The sequence below is a fragment of the Candidatus Albibeggiatoa sp. nov. BB20 genome (assembly GCA_016744725.1).
In the GTDB taxonomy this organism is placed as follows: Bacteria; Pseudomonadota; Gammaproteobacteria; order Beggiatoales; family Beggiatoaceae; genus Albibeggiatoa.
In genome coordinates, this window is the sequence record JADGDW010000006.1 from 34,178 (window position 1) to 56,731 (window position 22,554).

Below are 22,554 nucleotides of genomic sequence, written 5' to 3' on the forward strand. Positions count from 1 at the left end.
ATACTATAGTTTTTTTTGCAACTTTATATATTCTGCAAAGAGTTCTTTTTCTCTTTCTTGAATCCAAGGAGGGTGAGGGAATTCTAATTTCTCAAACTCCAAAGTTTTAAGAGCCCATGGTTCTTGTTTTTCATAAAGCTTATCCATTGAGTATAAATCATGTAAAACAGGAGCAAACTCAATTTGCTGTACAGTGTAAGTATCTAAAACTTTATAAAAATAAGTGTTTGTAATCTTTTTAAATTCCTCTAAATCATTTAAGGAACTTTCTTCTAACACATGGATAGTGCCAAGCTCTTGCATGTATTTAATAATTCTAGGGGATTTTGTAGCATCCTCCCACCAAATTGATGGCATTGCAAGTAGAGCATTGTTGTGTTGGTTAGATGGATGTAAAGGTAAGTAATGGATTGTCAAATCTACCCATTCATAAAATTCAGTTTGTAGCCATATATGATAGTCATCACCCCAAAAGCCTTCCCATCCAAATTGCTTACTATTTTCAAAAACTTTAGGTACGCAAACAGCTCCTTGAATAATTGTTGATTCTATTTGAATTTTTTCTAACACCATCTGAATTACTAGACTAGATTGGAAGCATTTCATGGAACGGTCATTACCATAATGATCTTTCAAAGCTTGGTCTACTACCATGAATACCAGTTTTTTTAAAAAATGGGAGGTTTTACCTTCTCTCTTTGATTTATTTATTTGTTTTTTCAAGAAAGATTCTTTAATCATAATTACTCCAGCAAATTGAATAAACACAAGAGCTTTCACTCAAGGTATATTCTATGACACAATCCTCAAAATCAAAATAGGTAAGTCAATATTGGAAGCACCGCAATTTTTTAGATGGTTTTTGGGAAAAATGAAATATTTCAAATGGAAAGTGTCTAAGAATTTGTGGCTTTATAGTAGTTAATTTATACGGATTTTTTGATAAGATTGCCCAGATGCGTTTTTGGATGCTCTTAAAATTTATTCCTAATATCAAAATCTAGAAGGGAGTGCCGCATTTATTCTACGTGAAGTAAAACAAGCTTTGCACTCCTGAAAACCTAGGCATTACTTACGTGTTTAAATTTAAGCAAATTGCTCTGGGGCTTGACGATGCCAATCAGTGCATTGTTGATACTGATGTGCAACATTTAATAATTTCGCTTCATCAAAATAGTTACCGATTAACTGCATCCCAATAGGCAATTTATTTGCAAAGCCTGCGGGTAATGACATTGCTGGCAAACCTGCTAAATTTACTGCAATCGTATAAATATCAGATAAATACATAGTCACTGGGTCGTTGGCTTTTTCCCCAATTTTAAATGCAGGGGTTGGTGTGGTTGGACCTAAAATCACATCAACTTTCTTGAATGCGGCTTTAAAATCATCACTGATTAAATGACGAATTTGTTGTGCCTTCAAATAATAAGCATCGTAATAACCCGCTGATAATGCGTAAGCACCCACCATAATCCGACGTTTTACTTCTGCGCCAAAACCTTCACCACGAGAACGTTTATACATATCAACCAAATCAACAGGATTTTCACAGCGATAACCAAAACGGACACCATCAAAGCGAGATAAGTTTGAAGAACATTCTGCGGGTGCAATAATGTAATAAACAGGCACAGCTAGTTTATTATTCGGTAATTCAATCTCTTCAAAGGTTGCACCCATTTTCTCTAATTCTTTAATCGCCACTTGTAATGCTGTGTTGACTTCAGGGTCTAAGCCTTCACCGAAATAATCTGTAGGTAAACCAATTTTCAAGCCCCGAATATCATTATTTAAACTGGCACTAAAATCAGTGACAGGACGATCAATCGACGTGGAATCGCGCTCATCAAATCCAGACATAGCCTCTAATAATAACGCTACATCTTCAGCACTGTGTCCCATAGGCCCACCTTGATCTAAGCTAGATGCGAAGGCGATCATGCCATAACGTGAGACTAAGCCATAAGTTGGTTTTAAACCTGTGATACCACATAATGCAGCAGGTTGACGAATTGAACCACCTGTATCTGTGCCTGTCGCAATTGGAGTTAAACGCGCAGCGACAGCAGCGGCTGAGCCACCAGAAGAACCACCAGGAACGGCTTCTATATTCCAAGGGTTTTTAACCGTGCCGTAAAAACTGGTTTCGTTAGATGAACCCATTGCAAACTCATCCATATTGGTTTTACCCAACATGACCATGCCTGCTTTTTGTATGTTTTCGACTACGCCAGCATTATAAGGTGCAATAAAATTATCCAACATTTTAGAGGCACACGACGTTCTTACACCTTGGGTGCAAAAAATATCTTTATGTGCCATTGGAATACCTGTTAATTTCCCCGCGTTGCCTTGTTTTATCAGTTCATCTGCGGCTTTTGCTTGTTCTAATGCGAGTTCAGGTGTCACCGTAATAAAACTATTGAGCTGGCCATCATGCTGCTGAATACGGTCTAAAAAGTATTGGGTTAATGCTTGGCTTGTAATTTCGCCAGATTGAAGGGCTTGGGATAATTCAGATAAGGTTTTATTGTGCATAGCTTTTTATCAGTTTTGAGTTCTAAAATATTTGCTGCTGTCGTGACGTTTTGGCTTAAAGACTGTGAGTCTGGAATGTAAATAATAATGCCCATTGTAGCAGAAAACGAAGTATTTCTATGCGATTGTTTTACATATCGAAACTAAGTTAGCTTAAAAATATGGCACTATTGCTACTAAAACGAAATATGACCCATTCTATTGGGTGTTAACTTCAACCCTGTTTTTTGAGCTTATGCAGCATTGCCTAATAACAAACTAAAATTTAAAACTGTTGAGTTTGTAACATCACTAAAGTGCAGCCTTTAACCACTTCAATTCCTTGTTTTTCAGCTTCTTTTTTTAATTGTTCATTTTCTGTACCAGGATTCATAATAATACGTTTTGGCTGTAATGCTAAGATTTCATCTAATATTTTATTAGAACGCTCTTCACCCACATACAAAGCCAAAGTATGAATAGGCTGTTGTATTGATTCGAGATTTTTATAGCAAGTTTGCTCATGAATTTTATCGGTATTGGGATGAATAGGTAAAACCTCATGATGATACTCTAAAAGCATTTTAACGGCTTTGTTAGAATAACGCTCTGCTTTAGGTGATGCGCCAAGCACCGCAACTTTATAAGACACTATTCTTTCTCCCACTGGTATAGTTAAATTGATTATCTAATTCAAGTGACATTTGCTGGAAAATACGAGGCGATTCTGTTCTATAGTCAATTCCGTCTTGAGTGTGAGGACTGGCAGTCCTGAAATGTTTTAAATATCAAATAGTTTTAAAACATAGGACTGCCAGTCCTGTATCATCTTAAAATAAAATGACTATAGCAGTTTTTATTATTCTTCTAATTGCAAACGGATTGTTTACGTAACTTGGATCATCTCATTTGAGCATGATATATCAGAATGAAGTGGTAAATATAACAAATTATTTTGCATAACTTAAGCCAGATCACAAACACTAAAAGCTCATCTCAATAAATAAGCAATAAATGAAAGTGTGGCAGTTAAGATGACAATGCGTAAGTAAAAGTATAGATGTGAAAGGACAAGTTTAAAGATTGAATGTGGTTTTTTTAATATTTTTAAGTATAAATACGTGGCATTTTGCCAATCCATGAGTAAGAATGATTGTTTTTCACTCCTAACAGGACTGACAATTTTTAAGCCTTATAGCTTATTTTTTACCAAGTAATAAAAACTCAAGCAAAGCTTTCTGAGAATGCAAACGATTGCCCGCTTGTCCCCAAACCACACTTTGTTCACCATCAATCACACTGGCTGAGACTTCTTCTTCTCGATGTGCAGGTAAACAGTGCATAAATAATGCGTCTGATTTTGCCAATGACATCAGCATTGTATTGACTTGATACGGTTCAAAAGCACGAGCGCGTTTATTTTGCTCTTCTTCTTGCCCCATACTTGCCCAAACATCAGTTGTGACTAAATCAGCCTCAGCCGCTGCTTGTGCAGGATCATGACAAACTTCAACATGTTCTTTTCCTGCTGTCACTACTAATGCTTCATTTGGACAGTAATTAGGCGGGCAAGCCACATGCAATTTAAAGCCAAACAATTTTGCAGCGGTAATATAAGAATGACACATATTATTGCCATCACCAATCCAAGCCACTTTTTTGCCTTGAATAGAACCACGATGCTCTACATAGGTTTGGACATCAGCCAAAATCTGACATGGATGATACATATCAGATAAAGCATTAATCACAGGTACAGATGAATTTTCTGCAAACGTTTCAATCATTTCCTGTGAAAAGGTGCGAATCATCACACAATCAACCATTTGAGATAACACTTTGGCAGTATCTTCAACAGGTTCACCGCGTCCAAGCTGCGTATCGCGTGGAGATAGGAAAATTGCACCACCACCAAATTGCAACATGGCTGATTCAAATGAAACGCGAGTTCGGGTTGAGGATTTTTCGAAAATCATTCCTAAAACACGATTTTTCAACGGCTCATAAATTTCACCTTTTTGGTGAATCGCCTTTAGTTGAATTGCGCGTTCAATAACGTAATTTAATTCCTCAGACGAAAAATCGGATATGGTCAAAAAATGACGAGGAGTGGCCATGTTCATCTCCTTCAGTGCATGGCAAGAAAACTTTTAATCAAGCCACTGACTGTTAGAATTATTTTATCTGCTTGACTATCAGTCAAAATGAATGGGGGTAGCAAACGAATCGTATTTCCAGCGGTCACATTAATCAGCAGGTGTTGTGCTAACGCTTGTTGTACTAATTCTGCACAAGCTTGGTCAAGCTCAATACCAATCATAAGCCCTTTAACTCGAATGGATTGAACACCTTGTACGTCAGACAACTGAGTTGCAAAACCTGTTTCAAAATGAGCACTTAATTCATTGACACGTTGTAATAAATTATCTTGCTCAATGCTCTCAAGTACGGCGAGTGCTGTTCGACAGGCTAATGGATTACCACCAAAGGTTGTACCATGTGTACCAGGGGAAAATAGCTCAGCCGCGATACCACGTGCTAAACATACCCCAATAGGTACGCCATTACCTAAGCCTTTAGCAAGACTAACTATATCTGGCAAAATTTGATTGTGTTGATACGCAACCCATTGTCCCGTCCGCCCAATGCCTGTTTGAATCTCATCTAGCATTAATAACCATTGTTGTTGGTCACAAAGTGTGCGTAATTGATTCAAATAATCATGCGCAGGGATATTAACCCCACCTTCACCTTGTACAGGCTCAACCATCACGGCCACAATATTTTGCTGGGTTTGTGCTAATTGCATAATGGCTGCAACATCGTTATAAGGAACGTGAATAAAATCTGGGACTAAGGGTTCAAAACCTTGCTTTATTTTCGGATTACCCGTAGCACTTAAGGTTGCCAAAGTACGCCCATGAAACGATTGATTGGTGACTACTATCGCTGGATTCGGAATATTTTTGCGACGCGCGTACAAACGTGCCAACTTAATCATGGCTTCATTCGCTTCTGCACCAGAGTTACAGAAAAAGCTATTTTCCATACCTGTTAAAGAAGTTAATTTATCAGCTAATCGTCGTTGGTGTTCAATACCATAAATGTTTGATGTATGAACTAACGTTTGTGCCTGTTCGCAAATAGCGGCGGTGACTTTGGGATGTGCGTGACCTAAATTGCACACAGCAATGCCCGATAGTGCGTCTAAATAAGCCCGCCCTTCGGTATCCCATAATAATGCACCTTCGCCTTTGGTAAACGTCACTGGCAAACGTGCGTAATTTGACATTAAAGTTGCCATGATGTACCCCCAAAATGAAAAAGCAGCCCCGAAGGACTGCCTTAAACTAAATTTCGATTTTATCGCTTACGCTTTGAAAATGCAAGACTCCAATTTTGGCGATAAGCAATTAACTAAATATAAGACATTATAAAATAGTTAATTTAATGATGTATAAATAAAAACTTGCACATTCAACATTTTTAAGGTAAAAATTTGTCTACTTCTAGTAGATAGTTCTTAAATCTCTTAACTTATCAAAATAAAATTAGATTTTGCTCATGAGTCATATTCTTGCTGTTGGTATTGCAACTTTAGACGTTATCAATATAGTTGATGAATATCCCAAAGAAGACACCGAAATGCGAGCCAGTGGGCAACGAATTTGCCGTGGTGGCAATGCAACTAATACGCTTGTTGTATTAAGCCAATTGCAGCATCAATGTACTTGGGCTGGGGTTTGGGTAGATGAGCCTGATGGGCATATCATACTGGCTGATTTACAGCGACATAACATTAATACACATTATTGCCACATTGAGAAAACAGGCAAAGTGCCGACTTCTTATATTTTACTCAGTCAACAAACAGGTACACGAACCATTGTGCATTACCGCAATATTGGTGAATTCAGTTTTGAGCAATTTCAAAAAATCGATTTATCCAATATAGACTGGCTGCATTTTGAAGGGCGCAACGTGATTGAGACCCATAAAATGTTGCAATGGGTAAAGCAGCAGCAACCTTATTTGCCGATTTCGTTGGAAATTGAAAAACCGCGCTTGGGGATTGAACGATTATTCCAATATGTGGATTTATTACTGTGTTCTCAAAGTTTTGCAAATCATCATGCTTATTACAATGCGACGGAATTTTTACACGATTTACGGCAACAAGTTGCAGATACTGATTTAGTCTGTGCTTGGGGACATTTAGGAGCGTATGCGATTGATAGACGTGGAAAAGTGTTGCACAGTCCTGCTTATCCACCACCTCAAGTGATTGATACTTTAGGGGCAGGCGATACATTCAACGCAAGTTTGATTGATAGTTTTTGTCAGCAGCAAGATTTATCAACTGCATTACATGAGGCTTGTTGGTTAGCAGGGAAAAAATGTGGGCAAGTGGGGCTAGAACGACTCTCTCGTGCCCAAATCTTGAAGTCTATTTGATAACCTCAAGATATGGTCTGATGAGAAAGTTAAGCGGTTGCGTTCTCTTCAAGTATGCGGTTGTAAATACGATCTTTTAACAAAGCACGCTTTTTCTTTAACTCTTCAGCATAAGTGTCTGATGTGGCCTCGACATTTTGCTCGATTTTCAAGATTTCGTCATCTAGGCCGTGGTATTCAACATACATCAACTGGAAATCAGAGTCTTCTTCACATAATCTTTTAATCACATCCTTATATTCAGGAAATTCTTTTGGAATATCATGGTGTTCGCCGAACATAACATGCCTCCTTGTTGTTAAAGTTGGTTATTACATACGAAATGTATCAATTTGAATACAGTCACTATTATTCTCGACCTTGAGAATATCCTGTATTAATCCCTCAAAACAATTATCAATGAACAATGCACAATTATCAATCAATGAAACAAAAATTTTGAGGTTTTTTAGCTAAAAATCTTAAGGTGTTGCACGATCATCAATAGTTTTGCATTCAGCTCGATTATTTACATCATCACAATCGATTTGTCCAGAACCTTGTAGAGGGGCAATGTTGTTTGCTGTTGAGTTATCATCTAATAAATTACTGCGTTTGCAAGCGGTCATCATTCCAAATGAAGTCAATAAGCTAGCAATAACAAGATAACGAAAGCTTGATTTTAAAATAGCGGCTGAATTCATGTGGTAACCTCGCTAAAAATAAGTTTATTAGACATTACAGGTTGGCCTCAGCTAATAACAGCCGACCTCATTTAAAAATTTTATTTTAGTGTAAAGGAATTTAAGTCTACAACCAAGCTCTTTTTACTCAGCCTGCTAAAACCGTGAAAAACCATTGAAAGAAGACTGTCTTTTTGGGTTTTAACGGGCTTTTTATTCACAGTTTGAATGGTCGTTAATGTTAAACTCAAAGTCTTCAGGTTATAATTGTTTTCTATCAGTTTTTACGCATTTTAAGAATAGTTTTTTAGGAGGCCTTTATGTCGGTTGAGTTATTATTGAATGTCAGTGATTGTACTGAATTTGAGCAAGATTTACAGCAGGCATTATTACGAGAATTAAATGACGGGGATATTGCAGAATCGGTTACGTTAGTTAAAATAGATGGCGTGGTGCAAAAGGGGATTTGCTTGAAGCAATAAAAGTACAACTTCAGCCAAAAAACTTAAAGGTTCTGGTTAAATCTGTATCAGATATTTTTTGGCAATTCAGTGTGCCACCTGCCATTATTGTGAGTGTTGAAGGTAAAAAAGTACAAGTGCGAGTCAATCGCAAAGAAGATTTAGAACAGGCTGTACAGCAGTTGAAATCATTGCTGGAAAAACAACTTAAGTCTGATGGTCATTTTAAATTGAAACTTTACACCCATATTTATTAGAATAGTAGTATCAAACTTATCACACCTTGCTTTTATAATAGAACAATATGCAAAAACGTCTCTTTATTTTAGATACCAATGTGTTAATGCACGATCCGACAGCTATTTTTCGCTTTCAAGAACATGCCATTTATTTACCAATGATTGTTTTAGAAGAGCTTGATGCAGCCAAAAAGGGCATGTCGGAAGTGTCACGCAATGTGCGTCAAGTCAGTCGATTTTTAGATGATTTGATTAGCTCCGTTGATAATTTATCTGCTGGTGTCGCCTTACCTATTTCGGGTGAGCAAACCGATGCTGGTAGCCTTTATTTTCAAACTGAACTTTTAGCTGAGTCTGATTTAACCCGTTCTTTACCCGGTAACAAACCTGATAATACCTTGTTAAGTGCTGCCATTGCGCTTAAGCAAGCAGGGAAATTTAAAGATGTCACCTTGGTATCCAAAGACATCAATATGCGCATCAAAGCCCATGTATTGGGAATTCATGCAGAAGACTATACCAGTGATAAAACCTTGGATGACATGGATTTATTGTATACAGGTATGGCAAATTTAGAACCTGACTTTTGGGAACAGCACAGCAAGTCATTAGATTCTTGGAAGGAAGAAGGCCGCACTTTTTACAAAGTTAAAGGCCCTGCGGTCAAACAATGGTATACCAACCAATTTTTATATTCAGAAGATGAAAGCAATTTTAACGCGATTGTCCGAGAATGTGGTGAAAATGATGCCACTATGGAATTGGCGAAAGATTTTACCTTGGAAAATAATAGCGTGTGGGGTATCAATGCGCGTAATTTAGAGCAAAATTTTGCGTTGAATCTGCTCACTGACCCTGAAGTTGATTTTGTCACTTTAGTCGGGGCAGCAGGTACGGGTAAAACCTTGCTGGCATTGGCTGCGGGTTTAGCTCAAACCTTAGACCAGTCTTTGTACCGCGAAATTATTGTCACTCGGGTTACAATTCCTGTGGGTGAAGATATTGGCTTTTTACCAGGAACGGAAGAAGAAAAAATGACCCCTTGGATGGGCGCATTAGTTGATAATTTGGAAGTGCTTGCACCCACGACACAAGAAGGTGGGGATTGGGGACGTGCTGCAACTGCCGATTTATTGCACAACCGAATCAAAGTCCGCTCGTTAAATTTTATGCGGGGTCGAACCTTTTTAAATCGCTATATCATTTTGGATGAAGCGCAGAATTTAACCCCAAAACAGATGAAAACCTTTGTCACACGTGCAGGACCAGGTTCAAAAATTGTTTGTTTAGGTAATGTTGCACAAATTGATACACCGTATTTGACTGAAACCAGCTCAGGTTTAACTTATGTGGTTGATCGTTTTAAACAATGGGAACACAGTGGCCATGTGACATTACAACGTGGTGAACGGTCTCGTTTAGCCGATTTTGCCTCACAAACCTTGTAAATCACAAAATATGAAAGCAAGTGATTAAAATACATTTAAATTTTAATATGCTTGTTTTCTATTTAATTGCTTAAAAAAATATGATTGCTCCAGGATAGTGTGTCATTCTAAAAATACCAACCCTATTTCCATCAAATCGACATTTATTGACCTAAATAAATATTGTTCTCTGGGATGGTAATTTAATATAAGTTAATAACCAGCCGATTTAAAAACACTTATCCATAGATATGATGTGATCCATATAGCCTCTTTTTTGTTTAAGTTAGAATGCCGAAATTAATCTATTTAGATTAGGTTTTTTTACAAAATAAAAACCTACTCGTTTCAAATCAAATGCTTAAACAGTGCCTAAAAATTGCTTCTTTCGTGCTAAATAAATCAATTTACTTGGTAAGCCAATATGCAATTACGACTATCTCGATCGACGCTCTGTGTTATTCAATTATGTGCATTATTGCTTAGCTTATCCCTAAATACAGCCACATCGCGGGAATTAGTCGATGCTGAGATTAGCCAGTTATTACAATTATCTTTGATGGAATTATTAGATGTTTCTGTTACAACTGCATCAAAAATGCAAGAAAGCATCAAAGACACTCCTGTTTCCACTTTAGTGATTACAAAACAACAAATTCAAGACAGAGGTTATCGTAACCTATTAGATGTAATGCAAGATTTACCGGGGTTCGATGTACAAAAATACAATCATCAAGTTGAATACCATTCAGTGGCAATGCACGGTCATGTTGGCAGTCATAAATTTCTAATTTTGCAAGATGGAGTGCGGATAGATTCGCCAACAGGAGAAGCGATTGCGATTGCAGATAATTTTCCTATTGCTCATGCCAAACAAATTGAAGTTGTCTATGGGCCTGCTGCTGCATTATACGGTGCTGATGCGTTTGGTGGTGTCATTAATATTATTACTGAGCCTTACCCTGAATATCAATCGCTTAGCCTATCCGTTGGTACAGATAATTATCGCCATTATGCTTTTCAAGCAGGCGGCGTATTAACCTCCAAACTGTCATTTAATATCAGTGGTCAATTACAAAAACAGGATTATTCTGATTTATTCAATGATTATTCTGATTTGTATCAAATGGGCGATTTAACCACTTTAGGACAAAATGTTTATCAAACTACGGATGAGCGAAATCCATTTTATGCGGCGGATGAAAGCAAACATTTCTTTGCCAGAGTTAACTATGATGACTGGTTAACGGTTGGTTTTAACCATAGTTTTCTGCGTAATCCAAGCACCACGGGCAGCAAACCAAACAGTTCCGCCTATGGTTTTGATGAGGTATGGAATACTGAAATTAATAGTGTTTTTATGCGCTTAACCCATGATTGGACTGATGCCTTACAAACTGAAACTTTGGTTAATTACTCAGATTATGAGATTGATCCCATTTCACGGTTTAAAAATATTTATGTGGATTATTTGGATAGTTATATTTATGCCAGAGGTGAGAAATATAGTTTTGAACAACAGTTCAGTTATCAACTTAGTGAAAAACACCAATTTATTGCGGGCTTAAGTTTTGAGAAGTTCTATAGTATTCCTAAAACAACGGATTTGCCTCAGCCTTATGATAAAACCAAAGCACCAACTGAACAAAATTTGTATCACTTAGGCAGTAATGACAGCTTGCCGATTGATATTTATGAATTACGCTATCATAACTCAGCCTATTATTTTCAGTGGCAAGCCGCATGGCGTGATAATTTATCATCGAGTGTTGGGGTTCGCTATGACCAAAACTCACGTTATTCGAGTACTCTGAATCCACGTTTAGGTCTTGTGTATCAGCCCAATGACAAAACGATTTTAAAATTATTTTATGGTGAGGCTTTTCGTTCGCCTTCGCCAACCGATACTAATGAAGTGTTTGGGATTTTCTCAGGTTTACAAAATGAACAAGGGGAATACCTTAGCTTTTTCTTTCATACTTTGAATGAGGAGCTAGAGCCTGAAAAAGTACGTAGTGTGCAATTTAATGCGATTCATAGCCTACAAGATAATTTACAACTGTCTCTCACCGCTTATTACACCACCATCAACGACCGCATTTTAGGTATTAACGAAGCCGAATCCACACAATTTATTAATGGTGGTCAGATTTTATCCTCAACTCAGAATCAGAATTTTGGGCGAGCAAAACAGTATGGGGCAGATTTAAGCGTGTTATATCAAACCCAATTAAGTGATAGCTGGGATACGGATTTATGGGCACATTACAGTTATATAGATGGTTATAATCAGCAACAAGGCGAGAATTCAAAGCAGAAATTACGTTTGATTTCACCACATAAATTAAAGTTAGGTGCAACTTTTCGTTATCAAAATCGTTATGTTATTACACCAAAGCTACGTATTATTGGCCGCATGAACAATGGTATCGCTGCTGATGATATAGATAATACTACATCGGGCTACACGGTTATGGATTTGCATTTAGGAGCTTACGTTTCAGACAATTGGTCTGTGAGTGCAGATGTTTATAATGTGTTTAATCGTCGTCATTATCATGCAGGGCTAAACTTATTGGCTAATTTGGCTGATAATGCGCAACCGCTACGTAGTATTATTTTGTCAGTGCGTTACCAGTTTTAGGTTGTGATTAGATGTGTTCTTAGATACACTTTATGTCTGTTTTATATTGAATTTATTATTTTAGATTAACTGTTTCATTTGATCGAAGTTTGAATCAGTTACCACATTTCTGAATATAAAGACCGACTAGAATAAGTCAAATAAATACCTTATTATGGGTAGCGTATCTGAGAGAGGGTTTTACTGATGCCGACTATTGTTCGTATCACTATTTTGAGTTTAATTTTAGTGTTGGAAGCGTGTAGTAATTTTCGATTTGATGACACTCAAGCCTTTATTACAGCTGCAAGTTATCGCTCTCAACCAGAACCACCGATTGTTGCAGCGCGCCTGTTAGCCGAGCCATTATCTGAGCTGCCTGTTTTAGCCTCTCTTTCAATTGAACCCGCTAAACCGATCATTCCTGATATTGTAGAAAATATTTTATTTGAATCGGATAGCTCTGCATTATCTCCTGTGGCCATTGCACAACTAGATGGTTTTGCCATTGTTGTTGCTGATGGTGGCTATCAAATTAGGGTAGAAGGGCATACTGATAGTTCCCATAGCTATGAGTATAATCACGCATTATCTGAAGCCCGTGCCTCAACAGTGAGAGAAGCTTTAATTGCCAGAGGTATATTAGAAAATCGCTTAGTGGTTGATTATCATGGTGAAATTCAGGCAGTTGCAACGAATACTAATGCCCAAGGTAAACAGCAAAATCGCCGTGTTGAATTGAGACCGGTTAAACCATTTTCACCTCTTGCGCCTTTCATACCAACAGATGCTAGCTCACACTCACAGCCCAACTCATCTTTTACAGCAACAGATACCAGCTTAAAGCCAATATCATCATCCACAACAACCAGCTTGAAGCCTCTGTCATTGCAAACGACGACATCTGATGTTGAAGTGATTGATGTACAACTGAAAACACCAAAAAAATTAGAAGTTCAAGTTGATGCTACATCTCCTACCACGGCTAATGCAAAAGCTTCTGCTGACTCATATTAAATCTTTTTGATCGAGAATGAAATAGTGCTAAAGTATATAAAATACTGGTATTATTCCATTTTCAACGCCCAAGATTTTTTTCATCATTCATGTCATATAGTCAATTTCGTTTTGGGTATTAGGACTGGCAGTCCTATAAAATTTTAAATATCAATCACTTTTAAAACCAAGGACTGCCAGTCCTGTATCATCTTAGAATAAAACGACTATAGCTCAAAGAAAAATGCGTATAAACTTCATTTGTATGGGTCAAAAAATGCCGTCTTGGGTACAGCAAGGCTATCAAGAATATGCCAAACGTCTCCCATCTCAATGTGAACTCAATTTAATTGAAATCCCACTGACACGGCGTGGTAAAAATGTGGATATTCCACGAATTCAGCAAGATGAAGGCAAACGCATGTTAGCGCAAATTGGCCATGATAGTTTTATTCTGGCTTTAGATGGACGGGGCAAAACGTGGGATACTCCAAAATTATCGCAGCAATTGAATCATTGGATGCAAAACTATACTCAAGTGGCGTTATTGGTTGGAGGGCCTGAAGGGCTTGCACCTGAATGCTTACAACAGGCTCAGCAAAAATGGTCATTATCTGCTTTGACTTTGCCACATCCTTTGGTACGTGTTGTGGTGGCAGAACAGATTTATCGGGCTTGGACTTTACTTAATAATCATCCTTATCACAGAGCTTAAAGCATGTTATATCTTGCCTCAAAATCACCGCGTCGTAGGGAATTACTTGAGCAAATCCAAGTGGATTATCAAACCCTAACCGTAGACACTGATGAATCTGTGCATACAGGTGAAGCCGCAGAAGCTTATGTACAAAGAGTCGCGTTACAAAAAGCCCAAGCAGGCTATGTGCTACAGCCACAAGGTTGTGTATTAGGCGCGGATACCAGTGTCATTTATCAGCAACATATTTTAGGCAAACCTGTTGATAAAGCGGATGCTCAGCGCATGTTACAAACCTTATCAGGCCGGACTCACCAAGTGATGACCGCCGTTGCAATTGTCAGTGCAAACCAGCAGTTATCCCAATTAAATATTAGCCAAGTAACATTTCGAGTTTTAGCTAATGCTGAAATCCAAGCCTACATTGAAACCCAAGAGCCGATGGACAAAGCGGGAAGTTATGCGGTGCAAGGTTTGGCCAGTATTTTTATTGAAAGAATTGAAGGCAGTTATTCTGGAGTAATGGGTTTACCTTTATTTGAAACTGCTCAGTTGTTACAACAAGTAGATGCGTCGTTGTTGCATTGGTCAAAAACATAAACACCCGTATGGTTACGGTAACCTGTCAAAGTTGCTCATTATTAAAAGTCTAAAACATAGTATGCCGTCATAAAAATGATTGAAAAATTAAAACAAATCCCCCAACTTTATCAAACTGCAAAATTGTACTGGCATTGCTATCAGCCTCCAATTATTTGGCGTTACTTACAGTATTTTTTCATCAGCTTTGGTGTTGTAAGCTTTAGTAGCTTATTATTTTTATATTTCTTAGGTTATCAAGCGGTACAATCATTTGACAATCAATTTCCTTATGTATTTAAACAATTCATTCAAACCAGTTTAGTTGAAGATGTGCCTAGCGCCTTGATTTTAAAATATCCACTGGCCAAAGGTGTGAGTTTAGCCCAAGCGGAAAAATCACTCTTACTCGCAGCCAAGCAAAATCAACTGACCCTGATTCATACTGAATTATTAGATAAAATATTATCGACTGAACAAATAAAGTGGAAATTAAAAATATTCTCACTATTATCGATTACAGCCAGCCAAAAGTTATTACAACAATATCCCTATTTTGCAGCACACTTACCTTTTCATATCGTGTTATACCAAGATTTACAAGGGCAAGCATGGGTTGCAATGCCTAATATCGCGTTATTGATTCATGGCTTAAAATATGATTCCACATTATATCAATTAGATGTCTTAACTGCCTACGAAGCGATGTTTAAAACCTTAATGGCAAGTGTTTATGGGATAGAAGAAGAGTAGTTTACCATTTCGTGAAATCAGTCTAATCCGCCTTTTTAGTTTTCAATTATAAATATTTGAATTAAAAATCAGCCATTTTCGTATAATAGTTATCTATCACTGACAATTATAAAACGAGGCACATTTTGGAAAAGCAAAATCTCTCGGAAATGATGACAAAACCTGACAATAGCCGAGATGATTGGAATCCACTGTATTTATTTAATATTTACAGAATTATTATTTCAGCTTTTTTTTGGGTATCCTATTTATTTGGTGTTGCACCTAACTTTTTTGGTCAGCAAGATAAAAGTGCATTTTTCCTCTTATCCCTTGCCTATTTTGGCTTAGCCCTGCTTTTTAATCATGCCATTCGGCGACGTTGGCTTAATTTTGATATTCAGGTTATTACTCAAGTATTAATAGACATCGCAATTATTACCTTGTTGATGCACTTCAGTGGTGGCCTGAATAGTGGGCTGGGGATGTTATTGGTTGTGGCTATTGCAGGTGGAAGTTTGTTGACTCAAGGTAAAACCGCGTTCTTTTTTGCTGCGATGGCCAGTATTGCGGTACTCACTCACGTCACTTTAGTTGATATCTATCGATGGTTTACAACCACAAGTTATACTCATGCAGGGATGTTGGGGATTAGCTTTTTTGCTACGGCATTTCTTGCCCATTCATTAGCTCGGCGGATTCGGGTCAGTGAAGCTTTGGCGGAAGAGCGTGGCCAGCATGTACAATATTTATACGAACTAAATCGACAAATTGTAGAGCATATTCAATCAGGTATTATTGTGGTAGATAACACCTTATTTCGTCGTGTCCAATTATTTAACGATACCGCACAAAGTTTACTGGGATTGAGTGAACAACCTAAATATGGTGATGAATTAGGCAAATGGTCGCCAGAACTGGTGGAAGAATTAAATCAGTGGCGACAAATTAAAGAATATCATCCGCAACTTTTTCATCCTCCTAAAGCCGAAGTTGATTTATTAATTAATTTCATGCGTTTAAATAGAGCGGGGCAAATGGGAACTTCTCTGATTGTTTTAGAGGATGCGACCTTAACTGCACAACGGGCGCAACAACTCAAGCTAGCCTCATTAGGGCGTTTAACCACCAGCATCGCGCATGAAGTTAGAAATCCATTAGATGCCATTTCACGCTCAGGGCAGCTATTGGCCAGTTCCCCCAATATTCAAGATAATGATGACAAACGCTTGCTCCAAATCATCGCCAATAATATCCAGCGGGTGAATACTTTAATTGAAAATATTTTACAATTTACGCGACGCGGCCAAGTTTATACTCAGTATATTGATTTGGATGATTGGGTGCATCAATTTATTGAAGAAATCACCTTAGAGCGACATTTAAATTCTGGCGATATTAGCTTAGATATTGAAACATTACCGCAGCGGATTGGATTTGACCCGATTCAACTTTATCAAGTGGTGACCAATATCTGTGAAAATGGTTTACGTTATAGTCAAAATAATCAACCAAAGTTACACTTTAGGCTTAAACTTAGCTCTGAGTCCAAACGCCCTTATTTAGATATTCAAGATTTTGGTAAAGGGGTTGATGCAGAGAATAAAAGCAAAATTTTCGAACCTTTTTTTACTACAGAAACCCGAGGAACAGGTTTAGGCTTGTATATCGCCAAGGAAATTTGTGAAGCCAATCAGGCTGTTTTACACTTGATTGAAAGTGAGCAGCAAGGTTGTTGTTTCCGAATCACTTTTACTGAGCTTGAGAAAGTATAATGAAAAAATTTAGCTGCTTGGTTGTCGATGATGAACCCGAATTATTAGAAACCTTAATCATAGATTTACAGCGCAATATGGATATTAATTGCCAATCTGCGGAAACATTGTACGAGGCCAAAACTCTATTAAGCCAAAAAAACTATGATTTGTGTATCACAGATATGGCATTGAATCCACCAACAGGTAAGGAAGGTTTAGAGTTAGTGCAGCATATCCAAACCCATTATCCAACCATGTCAACAATTATTATTACAGCATTTGGAGACATGGATAGCGCGATTCAGTCTTTTAGACATGGTGCTTTTGATTATATAACCAAACCATTGGATTTTAATGCACTCCATAAAGTGGTAAAAAATGCCTTACCAAGCTTGGTTAATTCCAATGCACCAATCATTAAGCCTCCTGAATTGATTGGAACATCAAAGCCTATATTGGAATTACGTAAACAAATTCAAAAAATTGCTCGCAGTGAGGCATCGATTCATATTGCAGGTGAATCAGGTTCGGGTAAAGAATTGGTAGCACGCTCAGTTCATCATTATAGTAATCGCAGCAATAAAGCATTTGTACCTGTGAACTGCGGGGCAATTCCTGAAGATTTAGTCGAAAGCGAGTTATTTGGACATAAAAAAGGCAGTTTTACAGGCGCACATTCGGATAGAAAAGGCTTATTTGAAGAAGCAAAAGGCGGCACACTATTCTTGGATGAAGTGTCGGAATTACCATTGAATATGCAGGTTAAATTATTACGGGCTTTACAAGAAAAAGCGATTCGTCCCGTTGGCACGAACAAAGAGCTTTTGACCGATATTCGCATTATCAGTGCAACCCACCAGAACTTACTAGATTTGGTTAATGAAGGGTTATTCAGAGAAGATTTATATTTTCGGATTCGAGTGTTTGAGTTGCAAGTACCCTCATTACGGGAACGCAGCTCTGATATTAAATTGCTGGTACAACACATTATGCAACGCTTACGGCCTAAGCAACGATATACTTTGACGGCCAAAGCATTAACTGATTTGGAACACTATCATTATCGTGGCAATGTGCGGGAGTTAGAAAATATTATTGAAGCTGCCATGACTTTATGTACAGCTAATACGATTAAACCTAAAGATTTAGAATTTATTGGACAAAGCGCGAGTTTTAATAACAATGCGACTGAGAACGCTGCATTGCAACAATCTCAACCGCGTCTCTCGCCAACAGATGATATTAGCCACTCATTGAGTGTTAAAAATGACAGGGAAAAATTTGATTGTCATAAAATGTTAATTGCATTGAATCAAACAGGCTGGAATAAAACTCGAGCCGCTAAATTATTGGACATGCCATGGGGTAAATTTCGCCATCGCTACGATAAATATGGATTAGAAGCGGTAAAGCCGTTTTAAGGTATTTACCAACTGTTTTAAACAAGACATTTGCCTATTTTTCAGTTATATTGCTTTTTAAACAAAATTTGAATTGGTTATGAGCATGACATCGCAGCCTAGAGTTTTATTATCCGCTTATCAGTGTGGTCCAGGAATGGGCTCAGTTTCACAAATTGGCTGGCAATGGTATTCACGTTTAGCCGCAAAATTACCTGTTACCTTAGTCACCCATGTTAGAAATCGCGAAGCCTTAGAAAATGCGGGCGCACCTTTGGGTGATTCTCAGGTCATTTATATTGATACGGAATGGTTTGCAGCCCCTTTGTATAATTTTTCCACACGTTTATTCCCCAAAAGCCAACACTCTGCCTTTTTATTGTCTTCAGCAGATTATTATGTATACGATCGTGAAGTGGTTAAACAGCTTAAAAATCAAGCGAATAACTGGGATATAATTCATGTGCCGACACCCGTTTCTCCAAATGCTGCGACGCGTTTATATAAACTCGGATTACCTATGGTAGTAGGTCCTTGGAATGGTGGGATTCAATCCCCTAAAAACTTCCCTGAAATTATGAAGCAAGATTCCATGTGGTTGTATCCACTACGAAATATAGGTAAATTAACCAATAAAATATTGGGTGGCACTCGCAATGCCAGTAAAATTCTAGTTGCGAATCAAACAACAATGAATACTGTGCCTAAAGCCCATCAGGCTAAATGTGAAATTCTATTAGAAAATGCGGTTGATTTAGATTTATTTGCTGCGGCGACTTATCCTGTCTTTCCTTCTAAAAAATTAAAAAAACCCTTAGAACTGGTTTATGTTGGACGTTTAGTGCCATTTAAAGGCATTTCCATGTTATTGGAAGCCATGGCACAAGTTAAAGACAAGCTGCCAATTAATCTTACGGTGATTGGTGAAGGGCCGCTTGCTAATGAGTGGCAATTATTGGCTGATAATCTAGGGATTAGTGAGCAAGTTGATTGGTTTGGTGCGGCTGATGTCGATAATATCGTGGAGAAATTACATGCAGCCCATGCGTTTTGTTTGCCTTCAGTGCGTGAATCTGGTGGCGCGGTATTATTAGAAGCCATGTCTTGTGCTAGACCAGTGATTGCGATTGCATTTGGAGGGCCTGCCGAAGTGGTCGATGAAGAAGTAGGTCATGCGATTCCAGCAGAAGGCAAAGAAGTGGTGATTAAAGAATTAGTTAATACCTTTTATAGCATTTTTAAAGCCCCCGAAGCATGGCAACGCCGAGGGGAAGTAGGCCGCCAACGTGCTGAGCAATATTATGGTTGGCATAGTAAAATTAACCACGCAATTCAAATTTATCAGGACTTAATTCAGAAACCATCATGAAGCCGATTCGTTTAGCCTATTTAGTCAGCCGCTATCCCGCGATTTCGCATACATTTATTTTGCGTGAAGTACGGACTTTGCGCCAAAATGGGTTTGAAATTGTCGTAGCCTCAATTAACGCACCAGATCGCCAAATGCAAGACATGACGGCGGCTGAGCAAGAGGAAATGCAGAACACTTTTTATGTGAAATCCTCAGGTTTATTTGGTGCATTACAAGCAACAATGATGACTTTGCTGACCCGTCCGCTGCAGTTTTTCCGTGGTTTAGGTTTTGCGCTGAGTTTGGGTAAAGGTGATATAAAGAAATGGCTATATGGTTTATTTTATTTCATTGAAGCCCTGATGATTGGGCAATGGATGCAAAAGCATCGGCTTAATCACATTCATGTGCATTTTGCTACGCCTGCAGCCACTGTGGGTATGATTTTAAGCCGTACTTTCCCCATGACTTATTCAATGACCGTACATGGCCCCGATGAGTTTTATAATGTCAAAGATTACTATTTAACTCAAAAAATTAATTATGCTGATTTTATCTGCTGTATCAGCCATTTTGCGCGTAGCCAATTGATGATTTTATCACCTGCATCCGATTGGGATAAATTTGAAATTTCGCCATTGGGTGTCAATCCTAGCATTTTTAAGCCCGCTCCGTTTCGTGAGCATCCTGACCCATTTGAAATTGTCTGTGTTGGGCGTTTAGTGCCTGTGAAAGGCCAGCATATTTTATTAAAAGCTGTAGAGAATTTACTATCTCAGGGACGACAAGTCCGTTTACGTTATATCGGTGATGGGCCTGATAGAGGCGGCTTAGAGCAGCAAGCAAAGCCATTGGGTAAAGCGGTTCGATTTGCAGGTGCAGTAAATCAAGATCAAATTTTAGATTTTTATAAACAAGCGGATGTGTTTGTATTGGCCACTTTTGCAGAAGGTGTGCCCGTGGTTCTAATGGAAGCAATGATGATGCAAATTCCTTGCGTGACGACGCATATTACAGGTATTCCTGAATTGATTCATCCTGGTGAAGGCTTATTGGTTGCGCCATCAGATGTTGAAGGTTTAACCGCTGCGATTGAGGCATTAATGGATAGCCCTCAATTACGCCAAGATATTGGACGCAAAGCCAGAGCATCAGTATTAGCACATTATGAATTGGAAAAAAACACCTTGCGTTTAGGCGATATTTTCCGTAAACGATTGAGTAACAACATATAGCAATTGGATTTAATACAGGATACAAGCTCAGTTTCTCACTCATAACGAAAACTAATTTCAAGCAGCAATAAGGGTTTGGAATATTTAAGTTGATGGGTGGGCTAGATTTGATTACGTCATTGAGCCAGCAGATGGAAGCAAGAAGTGGTTCAAAAAGACATTAGGTTGTTAATCGTATGAATTTATAAGGGTTATGGCCAGCGAACAAAAGGGAAAGGGCGTTTTTCTGTGTTGTAGGTTAAGTATAGCAAAACATCTTTCATGTAGTCGCTGAGTGCTTTACCAAAACGTAGTAAAGCTGCATTGAGCTTACCTGATAGCAAAATCGAAATAAATTGATACAAAATAATCCCGCACAGCAATAATACCACTAAGCATAACATGGTTGCCAATAACAACATGACAAAACCACGTTTCCACGTCTTTTCCTCAGTAATGTGTTTTTTCATCGCGTTCATGGCAACCAGATTAGCAAGCACATCCTTGTGCTGACATTCCGTTATTTCGCTTTCATAATTTCTAACATTTCCTGTAAAGCAGCTTCAATGTTTTGGACACTTTGTTCCATTTTTTGATGATGTTCCATTTTCTGTTGCATCATGCCATGTTTTTTCATATTACAATGCTGGCCTTGATTCATCATAGACGATTGGGACATAGGAGAATGGTCATAACGTGGCGCAGGTGCATAATAACCACCACCATAATAAGGTGCAGGTGGCATTGAATAATCATAACGAGGTGCTGGCATTGGCGCATAGTTTCCGTAACCATTCATACCATACATTTGTTCACGATATTTCTGTGCTGCTTCCATACGTTGTTGCATCATTTGCTTCCATTCTTGTTCAGACATTTGAGGAGGGAGCATTGGATTAGCAGGTGCTGTTGGCATTTCAGGGCGCATTAACTCTTGCATTTCTTGATGATGTTTTTGCATCAATTTCATGCGTTCTTGCATTAATGTTTGGCGATCTTCTTGAGTTTTCGCCTCTTTGATTTTTTCCATCAACGCTTGCATCGCTTCTTGATGCGCAGTACGGTTTGCTTGTACCGCTTCCATTCTTGCTTTAGATTTAGCTTGAGCCGCTTCCATTTTAGCTTTGGCTTCAGCTTGAACTTTAGCAATATGTTCAGGCACTACTGGAGCTTTAATTTCAGGAACACTGACTTCAGGCATTTTGATTTCTGGAGCTGGTGCGGTTGCTTCATCTGCTAATGCAAAAGGACTGGTTAAAGCTAAAGATACGAGAGTAGAAACAATATAATTTTTCACAAAGTTCTCCTTGAATGAATGTGGTCTATGAGTTTATATTTCTTTATTACATCTTTTAATTAATGTATTAAAATTTAATTGTCCTATCATACCTCAACTGTAGCAACATTAGATGAAAATTTTATTAAGTGTATATAATTAAGA

At 38.1% G+C, this 22,554-nt stretch carries 22 protein-coding genes; 13 read left to right on the forward strand and 9 right to left on the reverse strand.

From position 1 onward, the window contains the following. Positions 1 to 3: 3 nt before the first annotated feature. The 5 genes from ABXH34_RS01365 to ABXH34_RS01385 all read right to left on the reverse strand — a co-directional run bounded on the left by ABXH34_RS01365 (position 4) and on the right by ABXH34_RS01385 (position 5,824). A complete protein-coding gene (locus tag ABXH34_RS01365) occupies positions 4 to 741 on the reverse strand; it encodes a hypothetical protein (protein WP_353570054.1) in 738 nt (245 codons plus the stop codon). Positions 742 to 1,086: 345 nt separating this feature from the next. Beyond that, complete coding sequence (gatA, locus tag ABXH34_RS01370; RefSeq protein WP_353570055.1) at positions 1,087 to 2,541, reverse strand: Asp-tRNA(Asn)/Glu-tRNA(Gln) amidotransferase subunit GatA; 1,455 nt, start codon at positions 2,539 to 2,541, stop codon at positions 1,087 to 1,089. A 265-nt stretch (positions 2,542 to 2,806) separates the two neighbouring features. Further along, positions 2,807 to 3,172, reverse strand: coding sequence for a CoA-binding protein (locus tag ABXH34_RS01375; protein ID WP_353570056.1), 366 nt, complete (start codon positions 3,170 to 3,172; stop codon positions 2,807 to 2,809). A gap of 547 nt (positions 3,173 to 3,719) precedes the next feature. Beyond that, positions 3,720 to 4,637 (reverse strand): ornithine carbamoyltransferase, encoded by a 918-nt coding sequence (gene argF / locus ABXH34_RS01380; protein ID WP_353570057.1) that lies wholly within the window; start codon positions 4,635 to 4,637, stop codon positions 3,720 to 3,722. An 11-nt stretch (positions 4,638 to 4,648) separates the two neighbouring features. Then, on the reverse strand, positions 4,649 to 5,824 hold the full coding sequence (locus ABXH34_RS01385) for an aspartate aminotransferase family protein (RefSeq protein WP_353570058.1): 1,176 nt from the start codon (positions 5,822 to 5,824) through the stop codon (positions 4,649 to 4,651). Between the two features lie 260 nt (positions 5,825 to 6,084). On the opposite strand from ABXH34_RS01385, the gene ABXH34_RS01390 reads away from it, so the two are divergent. Next, positions 6,085 to 6,975, forward strand: coding sequence for a PfkB family carbohydrate kinase (locus ABXH34_RS01390; RefSeq protein WP_353570059.1), 891 nt, complete (start codon positions 6,085 to 6,087; stop codon positions 6,973 to 6,975). Between the two features lie 29 nt (positions 6,976 to 7,004). Here the strand turns inward: ABXH34_RS01390 and ABXH34_RS01395 are convergent, their stop codons facing one another. Continuing rightward, positions 7,005 to 7,256 (reverse strand): HP1242/YdcH family protein, encoded by a 252-nt coding sequence (locus ABXH34_RS01395; protein WP_353570060.1) that lies wholly within the window; start codon positions 7,254 to 7,256, stop codon positions 7,005 to 7,007. Between the two features lie 180 nt (positions 7,257 to 7,436). Then, complete coding sequence (locus ABXH34_RS01400; RefSeq protein WP_353570061.1) at positions 7,437 to 7,658, reverse strand: hypothetical protein; 222 nt, start codon at positions 7,656 to 7,658, stop codon at positions 7,437 to 7,439. Positions 7,659 to 7,957: 299 nt separating this feature from the next. Here ABXH34_RS01400 and ABXH34_RS01405 point away from each other — a divergent pair, with 299 nt between their 5' ends. From ABXH34_RS01405 to ABXH34_RS01460, 12 genes are all read left to right on the forward strand, one after another. Then, a complete protein-coding gene (locus ABXH34_RS01405; protein WP_353570062.1) occupies positions 7,958 to 8,119 on the forward strand; it encodes a hypothetical protein in 162 nt (53 codons plus the stop codon). Then, entirely contained in the window at positions 8,104 to 8,355 is a 252-nt protein-coding gene (locus tag ABXH34_RS01410; protein ID WP_353570063.1) for a hypothetical protein, read from the forward strand. The genes ABXH34_RS01405 and ABXH34_RS01410 overlap by 16 nt, the downstream gene beginning before the upstream one ends. A 47-nt stretch (positions 8,356 to 8,402) precedes the next feature. After that, positions 8,403 to 9,785, forward strand: a complete 1,383-nt coding sequence (locus ABXH34_RS01415; RefSeq protein ID WP_353570064.1) for a PhoH family protein — start codon at positions 8,403 to 8,405, stop codon at positions 9,783 to 9,785. Positions 9,786 to 10,188: 403 nt separating this feature from the next. Next, a complete protein-coding gene (locus tag ABXH34_RS01420; protein WP_353570065.1) occupies positions 10,189 to 12,408 on the forward strand; it encodes a TonB-dependent receptor plug domain-containing protein in 2,220 nt (739 codons plus the stop codon). Between the two features lie 186 nt (positions 12,409 to 12,594). After that, positions 12,595 to 13,404, forward strand: coding sequence for an OmpA family protein (locus tag ABXH34_RS01425; RefSeq protein ID WP_353570066.1), 810 nt, complete (start codon positions 12,595 to 12,597; stop codon positions 13,402 to 13,404). A gap of 223 nt (positions 13,405 to 13,627) precedes the next feature. Then, on the forward strand, positions 13,628 to 14,098 hold the full coding sequence (rlmH, locus tag ABXH34_RS01430) for a 23S rRNA (pseudouridine(1915)-N(3))-methyltransferase RlmH (RefSeq protein WP_353570067.1): 471 nt from the start codon (positions 13,628 to 13,630) through the stop codon (positions 14,096 to 14,098). A 3-nt stretch (positions 14,099 to 14,101) separates the two neighbouring features. After that, positions 14,102 to 14,680 carry a Maf family protein gene (locus ABXH34_RS01435; RefSeq protein WP_353570068.1) on the forward strand — a complete coding sequence of 193 codons (579 nt, stop codon included), beginning with the start codon at positions 14,102 to 14,104 and terminating at the stop codon, positions 14,678 to 14,680. Positions 14,681 to 14,755: 75 nt separating this feature from the next. Further along, positions 14,756 to 15,412, forward strand: coding sequence for a DUF302 domain-containing protein (locus ABXH34_RS01440; RefSeq protein WP_353570069.1), 657 nt, complete (start codon positions 14,756 to 14,758; stop codon positions 15,410 to 15,412). A 149-nt stretch (positions 15,413 to 15,561) separates the two neighbouring features. After that, on the forward strand, positions 15,562 to 17,166 hold the full coding sequence (locus ABXH34_RS01445) for a sensor histidine kinase (protein ID WP_353570070.1): 1,605 nt from the start codon (positions 15,562 to 15,564) through the stop codon (positions 17,164 to 17,166). After that, on the forward strand, positions 17,166 to 18,569 hold the full coding sequence (locus tag ABXH34_RS01450) for a sigma-54-dependent transcriptional regulator (protein WP_353570071.1): 1,404 nt from the start codon (positions 17,166 to 17,168) through the stop codon (positions 18,567 to 18,569). Before ABXH34_RS01445 ends, ABXH34_RS01450 begins: the two co-directional genes overlap by 1 nt. A gap of 79 nt (positions 18,570 to 18,648) precedes the next feature. Further along, positions 18,649 to 19,917 carry a glycosyltransferase family 4 protein gene (locus ABXH34_RS01455; protein WP_353570072.1) on the forward strand — a complete coding sequence of 423 codons (1,269 nt, stop codon included), beginning with the start codon at positions 18,649 to 18,651 and terminating at the stop codon, positions 19,915 to 19,917. Beyond that, on the forward strand, positions 19,914 to 21,134 hold the full coding sequence (locus ABXH34_RS01460; protein ID WP_353570073.1) for a glycosyltransferase family 4 protein: 1,221 nt from the start codon (positions 19,914 to 19,916) through the stop codon (positions 21,132 to 21,134). The genes ABXH34_RS01455 and ABXH34_RS01460 overlap by 4 nt, the downstream gene beginning before the upstream one ends. A gap of 191 nt (positions 21,135 to 21,325) precedes the next feature. On the opposite strand, the gene ABXH34_RS01465 is transcribed toward ABXH34_RS01460, so the two are convergent. After that, the gene (locus tag ABXH34_RS01465) at positions 21,326 to 21,592 is read right to left on the reverse strand and encodes a DUF4389 domain-containing protein (RefSeq protein ID WP_353570074.1); all 267 of its coding nucleotides are present in this window, start codon (positions 21,590 to 21,592) and stop codon (positions 21,326 to 21,328) included. 41 nt (positions 21,593 to 21,633) lie between these two features. Further along, positions 21,634 to 22,410, reverse strand: coding sequence for a hypothetical protein (locus ABXH34_RS01470; RefSeq protein WP_353570075.1), 777 nt, complete (start codon positions 22,408 to 22,410; stop codon positions 21,634 to 21,636). Positions 22,411 to 22,554: the final 144 nt, after the last annotated feature.

Excerpts from the sequence above, each read along its gene's own strand:
- ABXH34_RS01400 (WP_353570061.1), bottom strand. The coding sequence starts at position 7,658 with ATGAATTCAGCCGCTATTTTAAAATCAAGCTTTCGTTATCTTGTTATT.
- ABXH34_RS01395 (WP_353570060.1), bottom strand. The coding sequence starts at position 7,256 with ATGTTCGGCGAACACCATGATATTCCAAAAGAATTTCCTGAATATAAG.
- gatA (WP_353570055.1), bottom strand. The coding sequence starts at position 2,541 with ATGCACAATAAAACCTTATCTGAATTATCCCAAGCCCTTCAATCTGGC.
- ABXH34_RS01415 (WP_353570064.1), top strand. The coding sequence starts at position 8,403 with ATGCAAAAACGTCTCTTTATTTTAGATACCAATGTGTTAATGCACGAT.
- ABXH34_RS01450 (WP_353570071.1), top strand. The coding sequence starts at position 17,166 with ATGAAAAAATTTAGCTGCTTGGTTGTCGATGATGAACCCGAATTATTA.
- ABXH34_RS01455 (WP_353570072.1), top strand. The coding sequence starts at position 18,649 with ATGAGCATGACATCGCAGCCTAGAGTTTTATTATCCGCTTATCAGTGT.
- ABXH34_RS01435 (WP_353570068.1), top strand. The coding sequence starts at position 14,102 with ATGTTATATCTTGCCTCAAAATCACCGCGTCGTAGGGAATTACTTGAG.
- argF (WP_353570057.1), bottom strand. The coding sequence starts at position 4,637 with ATGGCCACTCCTCGTCATTTTTTGACCATATCCGATTTTTCGTCTGAG.
- ABXH34_RS01390 (WP_353570059.1), top strand. The coding sequence starts at position 6,085 with ATGAGTCATATTCTTGCTGTTGGTATTGCAACTTTAGACGTTATCAAT.
- ABXH34_RS01405 (WP_353570062.1), top strand. The coding sequence starts at position 7,958 with ATGTCGGTTGAGTTATTATTGAATGTCAGTGATTGTACTGAATTTGAG.
- rlmH (WP_353570067.1), top strand. The coding sequence starts at position 13,628 with ATGCGTATAAACTTCATTTGTATGGGTCAAAAAATGCCGTCTTGGGTA.
- ABXH34_RS01445 (WP_353570070.1), top strand. The coding sequence starts at position 15,562 with ATGATGACAAAACCTGACAATAGCCGAGATGATTGGAATCCACTGTAT.
- ABXH34_RS01365 (WP_353570054.1), bottom strand. The coding sequence starts at position 741 with ATGATTAAAGAATCTTTCTTGAAAAAACAAATAAATAAATCAAAGAGA.
- ABXH34_RS01465 (WP_353570074.1), bottom strand. The coding sequence starts at position 21,592 with ATGAACGCGATGAAAAAACACATTACTGAGGAAAAGACGTGGAAACGT.
- ABXH34_RS01425 (WP_353570066.1), top strand. The coding sequence starts at position 12,595 with ATGCCGACTATTGTTCGTATCACTATTTTGAGTTTAATTTTAGTGTTG.
- ABXH34_RS01440 (WP_353570069.1), top strand. The coding sequence starts at position 14,756 with ATGATTGAAAAATTAAAACAAATCCCCCAACTTTATCAAACTGCAAAA.
- ABXH34_RS01385 (WP_353570058.1), bottom strand. The coding sequence starts at position 5,824 with ATGGCAACTTTAATGTCAAATTACGCACGTTTGCCAGTGACGTTTACC.
- ABXH34_RS01420 (WP_353570065.1), top strand. The coding sequence starts at position 10,189 with ATGCAATTACGACTATCTCGATCGACGCTCTGTGTTATTCAATTATGT.
- ABXH34_RS01460 (WP_353570073.1), top strand. The coding sequence starts at position 19,914 with ATGAAGCCGATTCGTTTAGCCTATTTAGTCAGCCGCTATCCCGCGATT.